Source organism: Exiguobacterium alkaliphilum 12/1 (assembly GCF_000714435.1).
In the GTDB taxonomy this organism is placed as follows: Bacteria; Bacillota; Bacilli; order Exiguobacteriales; family Exiguobacteriaceae; genus Exiguobacterium; species Exiguobacterium alkaliphilum.
In genome coordinates this window covers 15,623-31,630 of record NZ_JJMW01000008.1, presented here as the reverse complement: position 1 = coordinate 31,630, position 16,008 = coordinate 15,623, and the positions used below count along the sequence as shown (strand labels likewise).

Sequence of the window (16,008 nt, the reverse complement as noted above, 5' to 3'; positions counted from 1 at the left end):
CCGGCATCTGCTGGCGCTCCTTTCCTTAATAGGTCACGGTTGTCGGACGGAGTGTCAACTCTCCGTTCTCGACATCAATCATCACGGTCTGGCCATCCTCGACGTCACCGGCGAGGATGCTACGGGCAAGCTTTGTCTCAATCGTCCGCTGCACATAGCGGTTAATTGGACGGGCCCCGAACTGCGGTTCATACGCCTCATCCGCGATGAACGCTTTCGCCGCGTCGGTGATTTCGATGTGAATCGAGCGGGCCGTCAAACGGCTTCCCATCCGGGCGACCGCCTTCTCGACGATTTGGCCGATTTGGTCGCGTGTGAGCGGATGGAACAGAATCGTCTCATCGACACGGTTCAAGAACTCCGGTCGGAAGTGACGACGGAGTCGCTCGATGACTTGACGTTCCTCCGCCTCATCGATGACGCCGTCTTTCGCCGCCTCGAGCAAGATGTCGGCCCCAATATTCGACGTCATGATGACAATCGTGTTCTTGAAATCGACGACTCGTCCGTGCGAGTCGGTCAAGCGACCGTCATCGAGCAACTGGAGCAAGATGTTGAACACGTCGGCGTGCGCTTTCTCGACTTCATCGAGTAGTAACACCGAGTACGGATTGCGACGGACCGCTTCCGTCAATTGACCGCCTTCCTCGTAGCCGATATAGCCCGGAGGCGCACCGACGAGACGCGACACGGCATGTTTCTCCATATACTCGCTCATGTCGAGACGAACGATATGGTCTTCCGAATCGAACATCGCCTCGGCGAGCGCTTTCCCGAGTTCCGTCTTCCCGACCCCGGTCGGCCCAAGGAAGAGGAACGACCCGATCGGGCGGTTCGGATCTTTAATGCCGGCCCGTGCTCGGATGACGGCGTCGCTGACGAGGCGAATCGCATCGTCTTGGCCGAAGACGCGTTGATGGAGCACCGTCTCGAGGTTGAGCAACTTGTCCCGTTCCCCTTCGGTCAGCTTCGTCACCGGGATGCCCGTCCATTTCGAGACGACCTCGGCAATCTCTTCTTCCGTCACTTCCTCCCGGACGAGTTCACGCGTCACCGATCCCGCGAGACGTTCGGCTTCTTCAAGTTCACGCTCGAGTTCCGGGATACGTCCGTATTTGAGTTCCGACGCCCGGTTCAAGTCGTAGCGGCTCTCTGCCTCTTGCAGTTCGAGCTTCACTTTCTCGAGGTCGCCACGGATGTGTTGGACGCGGTGGGTCGATTCTTTCTCGTTTTCCCAACGTAGACGAAGCGCGTCCGCTTGTTCGCGTGACGAGGCGAGTTCTTGTTGAAGCGCCTCGAGCCGTTTCTTCGACGCGTCGTCGCTTTCTTTTTTGAGCGCCGCCTCTTCAATCTCGAGCTGCATGACGCGACGGACGAGTTCATCGAGTTCGGCCGGCATCGATTCCATCTCGGTCCGAATCATCGCGCACGACTCATCGACGAGGTCAATCGCTTTGTCTGGCATGAAACGGTCGGTAATGTAGCGATTCGACAAGACGGCCGCCGCGACGAGCGCGTTGTCATGAATGCGGACACCATGGTGAATCTCGAACCGTTCTTTCAAACCGCGTAAGATCGAGACCGTGTCTTCGACATCCGGTTCGTCGACGAGCACTTGTTGGAAGCGTCGCTCGAGTGCTGGATCTTTCTCGATATATTGACGATACTCATCGAGCGTCGTCGCCCCGATACAATGGAGCTCACCACGGGCGAGCATCGGCTTGAGCATGTTCCCGGCGTCCATCGCCCCTTCGGACTTACCGGCCCCGACGATTGTATGCAATTCATCGATGAAGAGGATGATTTTCCCTTCCGCCTCTTTCACTTCGTTCAAGACGGCTTGCAAACGCTCTTCGAACTCCCCGCGATATTTGGCACCGGCGACGAGCGAGCTCATGTCGAGGCTAAAGATCGTCTTGTCTTTCAAACTTTCCGGGACGTCCCCGCGGACGATCCGCTGGGCGAGCCCTTCGACGATGGCCGTCTTCCCGACACCCGGTTCCCCGATCAAGACGGGGTTATTCTTCGTCTTCCGGCTCAAGATGCGGATGACGCGGCGAATCTCGCTATCACGCCCGATGACAGGGTCGATTTTTCCGGTCTTCACTTCTTGAATCAAGTCACGTCCGTATTTTGTCAACACGTCATACGTCGCTTCCGGAGATTTCGAGGTGATGCGGCGATTGCCGCGGACGGCGGTGAGCGCCTCGCGTAACTTGTCCTCGGTTACCCCTTTTCGTTCGAGCATGCTTTGCGCTTGGCTTTTATTCAACAGGATGCCGAGCAACACATGTTCGACAGAGACGTATTCGTCACTCATCCCGGTCGCCTCACGTTCGGCCGTCGTCAAAACGTTCAACAGCGAGGCCGAAATCATCGGCGTCGTCGGATTTTGCAACTTCGGCGCATTTTTAAGTGCCATCGCCACTTCGGCTTCAATCTCTGCGACGTTTAACTCCATCTTCTGCAACAAAAGTGGGATGATGCCGTCCGTTTGCGAGATCATCGATGCCAAGACGTGCCATTCGTTCATCTCACTATGGTGATACTGTTTCGCGAGCGCTTGTGAACTGACGATGCTTTCATGTGCTTTATCGGTAAATCGATTGAAATCCATCCCATTTCCTCCTTATGTTCAGCGTTCAAGTTGTTCATAAACAGATCGGTGGGCGGCGTCGAGCGGTAAGTCGACCTCGAGCTGGACGAACAGGTCGGACCGGACTTTCGATGCCGTCATGAAACCACGACCTGGAATCCGCATCCGTTGGCCCGGACGTGAGCCCGGTTTGACCTTCAGTTTCACCCGTCCCCCGTCGAGCGTCGCGATAACGACTTCCGTCCCGTCAAGAAATGCGAGCGGACGCAACCGTTTGACGGTGATGACGTTCGCACCTTCCCGATGATACGCCTCGTCGTCCGTGAAATGGAGCTCGACGTAGACGTCGCCGCGGTCGCCGGACTGCCCGACTTTGCTGCTCTTCCCTTTTAGGCGTAGCTTTTGTCCCTCATAGGCCCCTTGGGGGAGCTTCACGTTCACTGTCCCCGACTGGAGACGCAAACTCACTTTCGCATCTTTCGTCAATTGACTGAGCGGGATGTTGACGCGCACCGTCTCGTCTAAGTCTTCTTCGACGGCTTGATTGAAGAAGCTGCCGAACATGTCCTCGAACCCGAACGTCCGGGACGTCGTCCGTGAGCCGCCCCCGAATTGTCGGAACAAGTCCTCAAACTGGGCCGAACCTTCTCCGTACCCATCTCCGCTATATGTCCCGCCACCAAACGTCGGTCCTTCCGCGCTTCCGTAGCGGTCATAGTTCGCTTTCTTCTCCGGGTCGCTCAATACGTCGAACGCTTCTTGAATCGCCTTAAACTGATCTTGCGCGCCCGGGTCTTGATTCACGTCCGGATGGTATTGTTTGGCCAACTTTCGATATGCTCGTTTAATGTCCTGCTCGGATGCCTGCCTCGACACGCCGAGGACGTCATAATAGTTTTTTGCCATTTCGTTTCACCTCACCTATCCCTTTCCCGATTCTGTTAAGTCTATTCTATCTAATTGGTCAAACAAGGTCAAAGATTACCCTCACTAATGTGTACGAAAAAAAGAAGGACTTCGTTTCAAAACGAAGCCCATTCTCGATTAGAAGTATACTTTCGGATTGGCCATGCCTTCTTCGAAGACGATCGTCACTTCCGGGTTGCCCCCGAGTGAGGTCACGTTAATTCGAATCGGGACACTGCGGTTGTATTCCCAACGGTTCTCGAGCAAGCCGACGATATGTTGTGTGAAGCCAACCAGTTCGGCGCGGCTATAGAACTGGATCGGGATATCGATCTCAAGGCGTGACAAATCACCGTTCTGATAGAACCCTTTGCCGATCATGCCGCTAAAGTCAGGAAAGACGTCCGCGATTCGGTCACTGAACAACGTGAACTTTTGAGAGTCGTCGCGCACTTCGTTCGTCGCCTCACGTGACGGGAAGTAGTAATAACGCTCATCGATTGCTTTCCAATCACCTGAGGCGATTTGATCCGACTTGCCGACGAAAGCCGACTTGATGTAGTTTCCGGGTGTCGGCGAGCCTTGCGAAGCCTTCATATATAACGCCACGTTAATATCGAGTTCTTTGAAATCTTCCCGTTCCCGCAGTTGCGTCACGAGTTCATTCGCCATCCGCTCGCCTTCCGCGATGACTTTGCTCTCGTCCAACCGTTCGGTATACGTCGGCCCGAAGTTAGGCGCTTGGAAGACATACTCCCGGTTCAAGATGAGGGCAAACGAGGCACCTCCGAGCGCATAGCCGTTATCGGACTGCTGCATATAGTTCTGTTCGACGAGCGAAGCGAGATAGAGCGGCGATTCTTTGTTCGCGTCGACAAAATCAGCCTCCGAGACTTCCGCCGTCCCGTTCTGGTAGGCAGGGTTGAGTGGGACGAAGGCGCCATCTTCCTGCTCTTTGCTCTTACGACCGAGAAGCTGTAACACGTCGGTGTTCGTCAAGAGCTGACCTTCTTGATACGCGAACTGGTCCGGATTGAACGCTCCAGTCGAATGACGCATCAAGCCGAGCTCGACTTCTTCAAGCTCGAGCGAGGAACTAACTTGACGCTGTGCGAGTCCACGGGCGGCGGCCGGTTTGAACGGAATCACCATCTGATAGTATGAATCACGGGCCTCAATGGCAGGGGTGACCCCTTCTGACACCGTCTCATTCCCGGTCGGCGTCGCTTCTTCTTCCCCCATCGGGATCTTCATTGAACATCCACTGAGTAGCAAACTGGCGGCCACTGCGGGAATGACGAGTTGTTTCCATTTCATCTATAGTTAACTCCTTTTACAAGTCGATTCCTCATACACTTTTTCTATTATAGCAAAATCGACCGCTGAAAAAAGTGTCGAAGCGGAATCAGTCCACTAGACAAAAAATCCTCCGGCGTTTGAGCCGGAGGAAGACGCGTTATGCTTTATTCGACGGGCGCCGTCGATGTGTCAACACGAACAGCCCGAGGATGAGGAACACGAGACCGAGCGCCGTCACCCATGTACTCGTCGAACCTGTCATCGGAAGCGTGCCCTGTGTCGGTGTTGTCGGTGTCGTCGGTGCTGGGACGTACGCGCTGTCATCTTCCCGTTCAGGAATGGCTTGTTTGACATGCACCGTCGCCTCGGCCGAGCGGGAGACGCGATTGCCGCTCACTTCGAATGTGAAGGTTACCCGATTCGTCAACGTCTCGCCAGCTCGTACGTCATAAGATGGCAATAAGACTTTCTCCATCTCCAAGACGATTTCTTCACCGGGTATGAGACCGTTCTCGACTTCCGCCAGGGCACGCATGCCGTCGCGTAACGTCTCGGTCGTCTCACGCTGTTCTGCAACGGTCAACGCCCCGCTCGTCCATTCTTCCATCGCGTCGACGAAATGGAGTGTGACGTTCGACGTGTTTGTGATTGTATACGTGTAAATGATCGTGTCACCCGGGTGCACTGTTTTAGGAGTCGCCTCTTTTGTCACGGTGAAGTCGATCCGGTTCAACAAGACGATTTGTTGGCTCTCGGCATCAATCACGCGACCGTATTCGTCAGTCGCGGCCACTCGGAAGATATTCCCGATTTCAGGATAGGTCGCCGCGTCGTAATCGTCCGGCACGTCGAGGTTGACTGTCGTTTCAACCCGTTCGCCCGGAGCGAGCCCGTCCTCTCCAATCAACCCGTCGAGTCTCGTCTGCAACGTCTCATTGAATGCGCGGACGGCTTCGGTGCTGATGCCACCGTCAAAGAATTCATCTTCAATCGAAATGATCGTGAGCGAGGTTTCCCCAGTGTTCTCGATGACGAACGTGTACGGGATCATCCCGCCGACGACGGCTTGATCGATATTCGCTTCTTTTCCGACCTCAAGTCCAATCATTTGGTTTGGCACGACGGTCACCGTCACGTCTGCACAGTCGTTCGGGATGTCTTGGCTTTCGACACCGATACAAAACGTGTTCGTCACATCCGTCTCCATCTCAACGTCTGGGGCGAACGTGTCAAACTGAATCGTCGTCGTCCCGACCGGTATGACCGGGAACGTCCAATAGAAGGCGGGCGGGCCGCTGACGACGGTCGGGACGGGCGTCTCCACACCTTCCGGACCAATCACTTCAACCGAATCCGTGACGACCGTCAACGCTTCCGGTACCGTGTCCGACACCGAGAAGTTTTCAATCGGTGCCCCTGTCACGTTGATGACGAGTCGATACGTCAACAAGTCGCCTGCGAGCACTTCCGTGATTTCGCCGTCCGCCCCGAGTGCGAGCTTCTCGATCGTGACAGAAGGGGTGACAGAGGTCGCCGCTATTTCTTCTGTCATCACCTCGACGTCCACGACCGGTTCTTCGACACCTGCTTCTTCCACGCTCGATTCCTCTGCGACGGTTGCTTCTACAACCGATTCTTCAGGAAGCGCTTCTTCCACGACTTCTTCAACAATCAATTCCGCCGACTCTGTTTCTTCGACAGGTGGCGTTTCCGTTAACACTTCTTCCACGACCGGTTCAATCGCCGCTCCCTCTGTAATCGTGAAGGCCGTGAACGAGTACGGCACGCGACCTTCATCGTACAGCGTGACCGTGTCAATCAAGGACCCGTCGACGCTCGGCGCATCAATCATGAAGCGCCATGTGTCCATAGTTTCCCGAACCCCGTAATACGTCACGTCTTCATAGACGAGACTCGATTCGAATAAGCTGTCTGCTTCCTCGGTCGTCAAGTCGACCTGTACATAAACCGTACTCGCGGTCTCGGCGTAAAGAACGTTCGGTGTAAGTAAGCTGATCAATAAGGCAATCAAAGCGATCCATGCAGTCCATTGACGGGTGGCGTGCGTCATGATGTGTCCCTCCTCTAAGCTGAATGCCAGTCGACATGTCTGTCCGATGACCGCCTCGGCACGGAGGGAGAAAAGAGGATGTGTGTGCGCGAGTCGTGGTGTCAAAGGGTCCTCTAATTCAGGAAGATTTTGCAAATTGTAAGGATACTATTCATTACCCTTCCGGCGTTTTCGTAAATCCGTCGAAACCTTGATTTTTTTGAACGTTAGGTCAATGAAAAAAAGTCACCATCTGAAAATCGTTCAGATGGTGACTCGTTTCAATTCTGTTCGGATAAGAACGAAAGGAGCGCCGCTTCGTCCCACACTTCGATGCCGAGTGACTCCGCTTTCGTCAATTTCGAACCAGCCTTCTCACCGGCGACGAGCAAATCCGTGTTCTTGCTGACGCTTCCGGTGACGCTCGCGCCGAGCAGTTCAAGCTTCTTCCCGGCTTCGCCACGCGTCATCTCATGCAGTTTGCCGGTCAAGACGACCGTCTTCCCTGCAAGCGGCGCGTCCGTGTCGACGGGGCGCTTCGTCCCTTTGAACGTCAAATTGACACCTGCTTCAGCGAGTTCCTGCACGAGATCTTGGGCTTCCGGTTTCTCGAAATAGAGGGTGATCGATTCGGCCATCTTCGTACCGATGCCGTCAATCGCCGTCAACGCTTCTACAGAAGCCGTCATGATTTGATCCATCGTCTCGAATCGTTCGGCGATGAGCGTCGCCGCCTTTTGGCCGACGAGACGGATACCGAGCGCGAACAATACCCGTTCGAGCGAGTTCTGTTTCGATTGCTCGATCGCCGCGAGCAAGTTCGTCACCGACGTCTCGCCCATCCGGTCGAGCGCAAGGAGCGCCTCCCGGTCAAGCCGATACAAGTCGGCGACGTTATGGACGAGACCCGCCTCATGCAGCTGGGTGATGACTTTCTCACCGAGTCCATCGATATTCATCGCCGGACGTGACACGAAGTGAATCAACCCTTCGAGCAGTTGGGCCGGACATTCCGGATTGACGCAACGGTGATCTGCCTCGCCGTCTAACCGGACGAGTTCGGAATCACACGCCGGGCAATGCGTCGGGAAAACGATTTCCGTTTCTTCGCCGGTCCGCTCACTAACGAGCGCGGAGACGACGGCCGGGATGACGTCCCCGGCTTTCTTGATGACGACACGATCGCCGATGTGGAGGTCCTTCTCTTTGATAAAGTCTTCATTGTGGAGCGTCGCGTACGTCACGGTCGAACCGGCAACGGAGACCGGTGCGAACCGCGCCCGTGGCGTGACTTTCCCGGTCCGGCCGACGCTGAAGTCGACGTCTTCAATCGTCGTCACGACTTCCTCGGCCGGGAACTTATAGGCAACCGCCCAGCGAGGGCTCTTCGCCGTGAAGCCGAGCTGTTCTTGTTCTTCATACGCCGCGACTTTGATGACGATGCCGTCAATCTCATATGGGAGTTCAGACCGTCTCGTGACGTACGTCTCGATATAGTCCCACAACTCATCGGCCGTCTGACACGTCGTGTACTCTTGGCTGACGGCGATGCCGAGACGGCCTAAATACGCGAGTGATTCGTCGTGCGAGGCGACGAGGTCATCGGTCGAGACGAGGCCGTAGGCGAAGAACGCCAAGTTCCGCGCCGCCGCAATTTTCGAGTCGAGCTGTCGGAGCGAACCGGCTGCCGCATTGCGCGGGTTGGCGAACAGCGGTTCACCGAGACGTTCGCGCTCGTCGTTCAAATGTTCGAACGACCGTTTCGGCATGTACGCCTCACCGCGCACCTCAAACGTGACGTCCTCGTTCAATCGGAGCGGAATCGCACGAATCGTCTTCAAGTTTTGCGTGATGTCTTCCCCGGTCGTCCCGTCACCGCGCGTCGCGCCACGGACGAGCCGGCCGGCCTCGTATTTCAGCGACACGGCGAGCCCGTCAAACTTGAGCTCGGCGACGAACAGCGGACTGTAGCCGAGGTCTTTCTCGATGCGTCCGACCCATTCGACGAGCTCTTCTTTTGAGAAGACGTTCCCGAGCGATAGCATCGGTGTGTCGTGCGTCACTTTGACGAACGCGTCAAGCGGGGCGCCGCCGACCCGTTGCGTCGGTGAGTCGGGACTCCGGAGTTCCGGATAATCCGTCTCAATTTCGATGAGCTCGTTCATGAGACGGTCGTATTCCGCATCCGGGACACTCGGTCGATCGAGCACATAATATTCATAGCCGTACTGATTTAACTTCTGTCGTAACGCTTCAACACGTTCTGCCATCTCCATATGATCACCTCACGCTTTTTCGATTGGGGCAAACTTGGCGAGTAGGCGTTTGATGCCGACGGCCGGGAAGGCGATATCGAGTTCGAGCTGATCGCCTTCGCCACGCGTCTGAACGACCGTGCCTTGTCCCCACTTCTTATGATTCGCTTTATCTCCGACGTTCCAACCGATTGACTCGGCGCCAGACGACTGGGCGAGCTTCGGTTTCGGTTTTGAGCTGAAGCCGTTCACGGGAAGTTTCCCTGGCGACTCGACCGGATTCCATGGCATCGGCTTCTTCGCTTTACCTGAACGTTCTAATAACGTCTCCGGCAACTCATGTAAGAAGCGCGACTCCGGGTTGTTTTGAAAGCGGCCGTACAACATGCGGGACTGGGCTCGCGTCAAATAGAGACGCTTCTCGGCCCGCGTGATGCCGACGTAGGCGAGACGGCGCTCTTCTTCCATCTCCTCGGGGTCGTTCAACGCACGACTATGCGGGAACAACCCTTCTTCCATTCCGATTAAGAAGACGACCGGGAACTCGAGTCCTTTCGCCGAGTGGAGCGTCATCAGGGTGACTTGATGCAACTCGTCGACTTCTTCGAGTGAATCGAGGTCGGAGACGAGCGTCAAATCGGTGAGGAAGGCGACGAGCGTCTGTTCATCACTTTCCTTTTCGAAGTTTTGGGCGACGGAGAGAAATTCCTGCAAGTTCTCGAGCCGGCTCTCCGCTTCGAGCGTCTTCTCGATTTTGAGCATCTCTTCGTAGCCTGACTTCTTCAACACTTCTTCAATCAACTCGGAGATCGACAAGTAGTCGGCCATTTGACGAAGGTCGACCATGAGTTTGCGGAATTCGGCGAGTTTCGTCGCTGTGCGCGGGGCGATGCCCGACAGTTCGATGTCCCGAATCGCTTCCATGAGGGATACGCCTTGCATCGCGGCGAAGTCGCCGAGCTTGTCGACCGTCGCGGCGCCGATGCCCCGCTTCGGTTCGTTGACGACACGGACGAACGAGATGTCCTCGTCCGGGTTGGCGATTAGGCGCAAATACGCCAAGATGTCTTTGATTTCTTTTCGTTCATAGAACTTCGTCCCACCGACCATCTTGTACGGGATGTTCGACTTGAGAAGCATCTCCTCGAGACCACGTGACTGGGCGTTCGTCCGGTAAAGGACGGCCATCTCGCCGTAATCGATTCCTTCTTGGCGGAGCTCTTTCATCTGATTGATGATGAAGAACGCTTCATCACGGTCGTCTGAAGCGACATGAAGGAGGAGCTTCTCCCCTTCCGCGTTTTCCGTCCACAACTTTTTATCTTTACGGCTCGAGTTGTTTTGGATGACCCCATTCGCCGCCTCTAGAATGCGTTTCGTCGAGCGATAGTTCTGTTCGAGCAAGATGACGTGCGCGCTCGGATAGTCCTTCTCAAACGTCAAGATGTTGGCGATGTCGGCGCCGCGCCAGCGATAAATCGACTGGTCCGAGTCCCCGACGACACACAAGTTCTCATGCGCCTCGGCGAGCAGTTTAACGAGCGTATATTGGGCCCGGTTCGTATCCTGATACTCGTCGACATGGATGTATCGAAACTTCTTCTGATAGAACGCGAGCACGTCCGGCGCTTCTTGGAACAACTGGATCGCCTTCATAATCAAGTCGTCAAAGTCGAGCACGTTGTTTTGCTTCAACTTCTTCTCATAGGCCGTATAGACGTCCGAGATGACTTTTTCATACGGGTTGTTGCCGACAAGTGCGGCCGCCTCTTGTGGCGTGCGGAGCTCGTTCTTATGGTTCGAGATCATACCGAGGAGCGTCCGTGGCTCGTATTTTTTCGGGTCAAGGTTCAACTCTTTGAGCACTTGCTTGATCGCCGTCAATTGATCGGACGAGTCAAGAATCGAGAAGTTCCGGTCATAACGGATGCGATCGATGTCCCGGCGTAAAATTCGGACGCACATCGAGTGGAACGTCGAAATCCAAATATCGTCCGCGACACCGCCGACGAGACGGGCGATTCGGTCTTTCATCTCACGGGCCGCTTTGTTCGTAAACGTGATGGCGAGAATGTTCCACGGCGCGATCTGTTTCGACGCCATCAAATAGGCGACGCGATGCGTCAAGACGCGTGTTTTCCCAGACCCCGCCCCGGCCATGATGAGCAGCGGGCCGTCCGTATATTTGACTGCCTCTGCTTGTGGAGGGTTCATGCCTTTGACCAATTCTTCACTCAAGTTATACATAATCGTTTCCTTTCTTCATTCCAAACGTTTGTTCTTATTTTATCGGAGTGCTGCTACGGTCGCAAGCGCTCCGTCGAGATTCTCATAAATGACATTACCGACGACAATCGTATCTACGTAAGAGGCCATCAAGCGCGCCGTCTCGGCCCCGTCGATGCCACCCCCGTAAAACAAGTGCGTGTCCGGCAAAGCGAGACGAACTTCTTTGACGACGTCCGGCGAGCCGAACGTGCCGCTATATTCGAGATAGAGGGACGGCAGTCGGAACACGTATCGACCCGTCTCGGCGTAGGCGACGACTTGCTCGAGCGACAGGCTCGTCTTGGCTTCCGTCACGACGGCGACTTTCGCCTCGGGGTTTAAGACGATATACCCTTGACCGGTCACGCACGTCGCATCGAACCAATGTCCGTATGATTCAAACGCCCGCGCCTGGTGTCCGATCACCCAATCGACACTCCCGGCGTTCAACACGGTCGGGATGAAGTAGTGCTGAAAGCCGCGCACCGTCTGGTCGGGATGGCTCATTTCGAGCGCGAGCGGGACGCCACACCCGGCTAACCGTTCATAGAGCCGGTACGTGTTCTCTGCGTCCACCCCGTCCGTCCCGCCGATGAGGAAGGCATCGGTCCCTGAGTGGATGAGCGCCTCGAGCGACGCGTCGTCGATGGATTTGTTCGGGTCTAACTTAAAGACATGACGCCACTTCGTAAATTCCATTCGGCTCCCTCCATTCGATACCTTCTCTAGTGTAGCGATTTTTAGACTCGGTTGCATCTGTTGACGAAAAAAAGACTTGCCGCAGCAAGTCTTCAGACGTGTCGTGATTCGGCGGTGCGGCGTTCGCGTGCGGTCATCCATCTTGCGACGACGAGCGCAAACACCCCATACACCGGGACGAACCAGAGCGGATTCCCTAAAAAGAATCCGAGGACTGGAATGTCGAGCAAAGGTGAATCAGGGGAACAGAGCGCCGTCCCGTTCACGATGGCGATAAACGGCAAGACCGGGACGACGAACACGTAACCGAAGTTGATCCAAAATGCCTTCATGACCTTGTCTCCTTAACCTAAGATAATCGATTCTTTCGGATAATTGTACATCCGTTTCGGCTGACGGCGTTGCAAAATCAAGATGAAGGCGATGACCCCAATCCGGCCGATGAACATGAGAATCGTGAGCACCCATTTCCCGACGTTACTGAACTCCGAGGACAGCCCGACCGAAAGTCCGGTCGTCCCGAACGCCGAGCACGCCTCGAACAAGATCCGGGTGAGCGAGGCGTCCTCAAAGAACGCGAGCACCATGACACCCGTCAGCAAGACGGCGAGCGAGACGGTGATGATGACGAACGCTTTCCAAATATCTTCGAGCACGATTTCGCGTCCGAAAATTTTAATCGACGAGTCCCCACGGATGAACGCGATGACCCCGAGCACGGCGACGGCGAACGTCGTCGTCCGAATCCCCCCACCGACCGAAGACGGCGAGGCCCCGATGAACATGAGAATCGATAAGAGCAACATACTGCCTTCCGAGAACAAGTTGACGTCGACCGTCGATAGTCCCCCGTTTCGCGTCGTCACGGACTGGAATAACGAGTCCGACAGCGCGAGCCAGAGCGGCAACTCTTTGAAGGCGTTGTTGTACTCGAACAAGAACAATCCGACCGTCCCGATTGCAATCAAGATGAAGAACGTCGAGACCGTCAACTTCGTGAACAGTGAGAAACGGCGCGGGAAGTTCTCACGCTTGCGCATGATGCGGCTCGTCAAATACGTCCGAATCTCGACGAGCACCGGGAACCCGATGGCACCGCCGGTCATGAGCGCGATTTGTGTGAAGATGACGAACGGGTCTTCCCGGAACGGGGCGAGCGAGCTACCGGTAATATCGAATCCGGCGTTCGTCGTCGCACTTACGGCCCCGAACAAGCCTTGAAGGAATGCCTCGCCGGCCGTGTCAAAGTAGTTTAAGTAGTGAACACCGAGTAGCACCGCACCGATTGCCTCGATCGCGATTACCGTGATGACGATCTCGGTGATGTACTTGATGATACCAGACATCGACGTCTGGTTTTGGTCACGCAAAATGAGTTGGCGCTCACGGAAACCGATACGCTTCCCGAGCAAAATCCACATGATGACATGAAGACTAATCAACCCGACCCCGCTCACTTGAACGATGAAGAGGATGATGAATAGTCCGAACGTCGAGAACGTGTCCGCGACGACAATCGGCGTGAGTCCGGTGACACTGACACAACTGACCGCGAAAAAGACGAGGTCGGTGAACGTGATTGTGACACCAGGCTTGTGCGCGATTGGCAGAGCGAGCAGGATGATCGACAAAATCGCGGCCGCGCTGTAAATCAAGACGAGCGTCTGGACCGGTGTCAGTTTTCGAAAGAACAGCTGTAAATTACGTTTCATAAATTTGTCTTGCATCATGCCCCTCCTCTCCATCAAAAACAAGATGACTCTTACGAGTCACCTTTGTCTGATTGGTTTAGGCGTTCAAGGGCAAGGTCATAGCCACCAGACCCGTAGTTCAAGCAACGCTTGACACGAGAAATCGTAGCCGTCGAAGCACCTGTCGCTTCTTCGATTTTATGATATGTGCTACCTTCACGAATTTGGCGAGCCACTTCTAACCGTTGGGCCAGCGCCTGGACTTCGTTGACGGTCGCTAAATCTTCAAACAATTGATAACAGTCTTCGAGCGTGTCGAGCTTCAAGATCGCCTCAAACAGCTGATCAAGTTCACGCCCTCTTAATTTATCGAGTTGCATCCGCAAGCATCCTCTCTCCATCGTACTTCTTTATCATTTTAAAGCACGACTGCCTCGGACTCAACTGTTCATCGCAAAATCGCTGGAAATAGTATTTGTTTTTTCATGACTTCGTAAATTCCGAGCGGCGTCGCCCGCACATACGGCAAATGTGTCGAGGCGAGGAACAAGAGCGTGTAAATCGGGTCTTCGAAATGATACCCACGTGTCACGAGCTCCTCCCGAAGCTGTTTCTCCTGCTCGATCAACCGCTCAATCGGCTCCGTCGAGGTCATGCCGCAGAGCGGGAGCGGGATTTCTGCGATGATTTCCCCACGGTCGACGAGGACGATGCCGCCGCCGAGTTCTTTCATCCGCGCGAACGCCGTCAACATGTCTTGTTTGCATTTCCCAAGAATCAAGTAATCGCCACTGATCGAGTACGAGCTGACGAGACCGCCGAAATCGTTGGCGAATCCTTTCAGTACCGTGTTGAGCCGCCACTTGCCTTCTTTGTCGAGCAACATGAGAAACGACTCGTCCCCTTCGCGCGGCAGTTCGTCTTGCCCGGTATCGTGCGTGATCTTAAACAGTTTCATGATGACCGAGTTGACCATATCGAGGCCGACGGGCATGCTGAACGACAAATCTTGCGGGGTAAGCTCAATCTCGACGTCTGTCGCCGGCATGAGCGCGAGCACCGCCTCGACGAGCTCGTCCGGGAACAGGGAGACGCCGTCGCGCACAATCCATTGTCCTTTTGCGATGACGCTCGTCGGACGCGGTTCGTCCACGGCGTCGAGAATATTTAAATGGGCAATCCGCCCCGGGGCGATCGATCCGAGGACGTGATCGAGGTCGAAGTGACGGGCCACGTTCAACGAGACGATGCGATACGCCTCGATCGGGTCGAGTCCCGCCTCCATCATGATCTTCACGAGTTGATCCTGCATGCCCGCCTCATAAAAGCCCGGTGTCGAACCGTCCGTCGTCACCATCAAATGGTCGAACGCCGTCAACCCAGCCTTGAGTAAACCGTCCATCATCTCCGGGAGGTCCGGACGAATCGACGAGTGTCGTAACGTCGTCGTATAACCGTGCTCGAGCCGACAGAGCGCTTCTTCGGCCGTCATCGCCTCATGGTCGCTGTGGACACCCATCAGCGCCATTTTCGTGAGCGTCTTCGCCGATGCACCAGGGAAATGTCCTTCGACCGGTAGCCCGCAAGACTCTGCGTCAAGCATCCACTGTAACATCTCGTCGTCACCCTTCAGTGTGCGCGGCCATGCCGTCAACTCGCCGGCCATGATGACATCCGGATGGTTGAACCAGTCATGGATACGTTCCGTGTCGACGAGGACACTATCCCGGTCAAGCTCCGTTTGCGTGTCGAGACGGGCCCACCAATACGTGCTCGTCGGCAACTGTTGCATCGCATCCATTTGTGCAAACGCTTGCTCCTTATTTTGTAAAAAAAGAAGCATGTTGTCATTCACGAGCGTGGTCGTCCCCCGCTCGCCTGCATACTTCGACAGCGTCGCCGGGTTATACAGTTGGAATGGGTGAGCGTGTGGCTCCATGTAGCCTGGGACGATAAACTTCCCGGAAACATCGACTGTCTCGACCGCTGCTTTCGGCAAGTCCGGCCCGACATAAACGATTCGGTCGTTTTCAATCCAGATGTTGGCTTCCTTCCATTGTTTCACATACACGTTCAAATATGTCGCATTCGTCAAGACGAGCGAAGGCGGTCGCACTTGGTCCACGACTTCGAGCTGTGAGCGAATCATCGTTTTTGACCACGGTGCCCGCGCCGATCGTTTGGTTGGCATCGAACCCAGTCCTCCCTTAATCGCTTGCTTTTATTATCAGACGATAATTTTGT

Annotated in this window: 11 protein-coding genes; all 11 read right to left on the bottom strand. The window is 55.2% G+C overall.

Annotated features, from left to right (window positions below):
- Positions 1-25: 25 nt before the first annotated feature.
- A complete protein-coding gene (clpB, locus tag RT52_RS00290) occupies positions 26-2,617 on the bottom strand; it encodes an ATP-dependent chaperone ClpB (protein WP_034814350.1) in 2,592 nt (863 codons plus the stop codon).
- Between the two features lie 18 nt (positions 2,618-2,635).
- Positions 2,636-3,502: a DnaJ domain-containing protein gene (locus RT52_RS00285; protein ID WP_034814349.1), complete on the bottom strand. Its 867-nt coding sequence runs from the start codon at positions 3,500-3,502 to the stop codon at positions 2,636-2,638.
- Between the two features lie 138 nt (positions 3,503-3,640).
- Positions 3,641-4,819 (bottom strand): CamS family sex pheromone protein, encoded by a 1,179-nt coding sequence (locus RT52_RS00280; protein ID WP_034814348.1) that lies wholly within the window; start codon positions 4,817-4,819, stop codon positions 3,641-3,643.
- A 139-nt stretch (positions 4,820-4,958) separates the two neighbouring features.
- The gene (locus RT52_RS00275) at positions 4,959-6,872 is read right to left on the bottom strand and encodes a DUF7507 domain-containing protein (RefSeq protein ID WP_034814347.1); all 1,914 of its coding nucleotides are present in this window, start codon (positions 6,870-6,872) and stop codon (positions 4,959-4,961) included.
- Between the two features lie 260 nt (positions 6,873-7,132).
- Positions 7,133-9,127: an NAD-dependent DNA ligase LigA gene (gene ligA / locus RT52_RS00270; RefSeq protein ID WP_034814346.1), complete on the bottom strand. Its 1,995-nt coding sequence runs from the start codon at positions 9,125-9,127 to the stop codon at positions 7,133-7,135.
- 9 nt (positions 9,128-9,136) lie between these two features.
- Positions 9,137-11,353, bottom strand: a complete 2,217-nt coding sequence (gene pcrA / locus RT52_RS00265; protein WP_034814344.1) for a DNA helicase PcrA — start codon at positions 11,351-11,353, stop codon at positions 9,137-9,139.
- Between the two features lie 39 nt (positions 11,354-11,392).
- Entirely contained in the window at positions 11,393-12,073 is a 681-nt protein-coding gene (gene pcrB, locus RT52_RS00260) for a heptaprenylglyceryl phosphate synthase (RefSeq protein WP_034809018.1), read from the bottom strand.
- A 92-nt stretch (positions 12,074-12,165) separates the two neighbouring features.
- The gene (locus tag RT52_RS00255; protein ID WP_034814342.1) at positions 12,166-12,405 is read right to left on the bottom strand and encodes a hypothetical protein; all 240 of its coding nucleotides are present in this window, start codon (positions 12,403-12,405) and stop codon (positions 12,166-12,168) included.
- Between the two features lie 12 nt (positions 12,406-12,417).
- A complete protein-coding gene (locus RT52_RS00250; protein ID WP_051690221.1) occupies positions 12,418-13,800 on the bottom strand; it encodes a TrkH family potassium uptake protein in 1,383 nt (460 codons plus the stop codon).
- Positions 13,801-13,835: 35 nt separating this feature from the next.
- Positions 13,836-14,144 carry a YerC/YecD family TrpR-related protein gene (locus tag RT52_RS00245; RefSeq protein WP_024371764.1) on the bottom strand — a complete coding sequence of 103 codons (309 nt, stop codon included), beginning with the start codon at positions 14,142-14,144 and terminating at the stop codon, positions 13,836-13,838.
- Between the two features lie 68 nt (positions 14,145-14,212).
- Positions 14,213-15,955 (bottom strand): adenine deaminase C-terminal domain-containing protein, encoded by a 1,743-nt coding sequence (locus RT52_RS00240; RefSeq protein WP_034814341.1) that lies wholly within the window; start codon positions 15,953-15,955, stop codon positions 14,213-14,215.
- Positions 15,956-16,008: the final 53 nt, after the last annotated feature.

What these genes read in the sequence shown, in the direction of transcription:
- RT52_RS00255 (WP_034814342.1), bottom strand. Translation starts at nt 12,405, where the DNA reads ATGAAGGCATTTTGGATCAACTTCGGTTACGTGTTCGTCGTCCCGGTC.
- RT52_RS00240 (WP_034814341.1), bottom strand. Translation starts at nt 15,955, where the DNA reads ATGCCAACCAAACGATCGGCGCGGGCACCGTGGTCAAAAACGATGATT.
- RT52_RS00245 (WP_024371764.1), bottom strand. Translation starts at nt 14,144, where the DNA reads ATGCAACTCGATAAATTAAGAGGGCGTGAACTTGATCAGCTGTTTGAG.
- pcrA (WP_034814344.1), bottom strand. Translation starts at nt 11,353, where the DNA reads ATGTATAACTTGAGTGAAGAATTGGTCAAAGGCATGAACCCTCCACAA.
- RT52_RS00275 (WP_034814347.1), bottom strand. Translation starts at nt 6,872, where the DNA reads ATGACGCACGCCACCCGTCAATGGACTGCATGGATCGCTTTGATTGCC.
- pcrB (WP_034809018.1), bottom strand. Translation starts at nt 12,073, where the DNA reads ATGGAATTTACGAAGTGGCGTCATGTCTTTAAGTTAGACCCGAACAAA.
- clpB (WP_034814350.1), bottom strand. Translation starts at nt 2,617, where the DNA reads ATGGATTTCAATCGATTTACCGATAAAGCACATGAAAGCATCGTCAGT.
- RT52_RS00250 (WP_051690221.1), bottom strand. Translation starts at nt 13,800, where the DNA reads ATGCAAGACAAATTTATGAAACGTAATTTACAGCTGTTCTTTCGAAAA.
- ligA (WP_034814346.1), bottom strand. Translation starts at nt 9,127, where the DNA reads ATGGAGATGGCAGAACGTGTTGAAGCGTTACGACAGAAGTTAAATCAG.
- RT52_RS00280 (WP_034814348.1), bottom strand. Translation starts at nt 4,819, where the DNA reads ATGAAATGGAAACAACTCGTCATTCCCGCAGTGGCCGCCAGTTTGCTA.
- RT52_RS00285 (WP_034814349.1), bottom strand. Translation starts at nt 3,502, where the DNA reads ATGGCAAAAAACTATTATGACGTCCTCGGCGTGTCGAGGCAGGCATCC.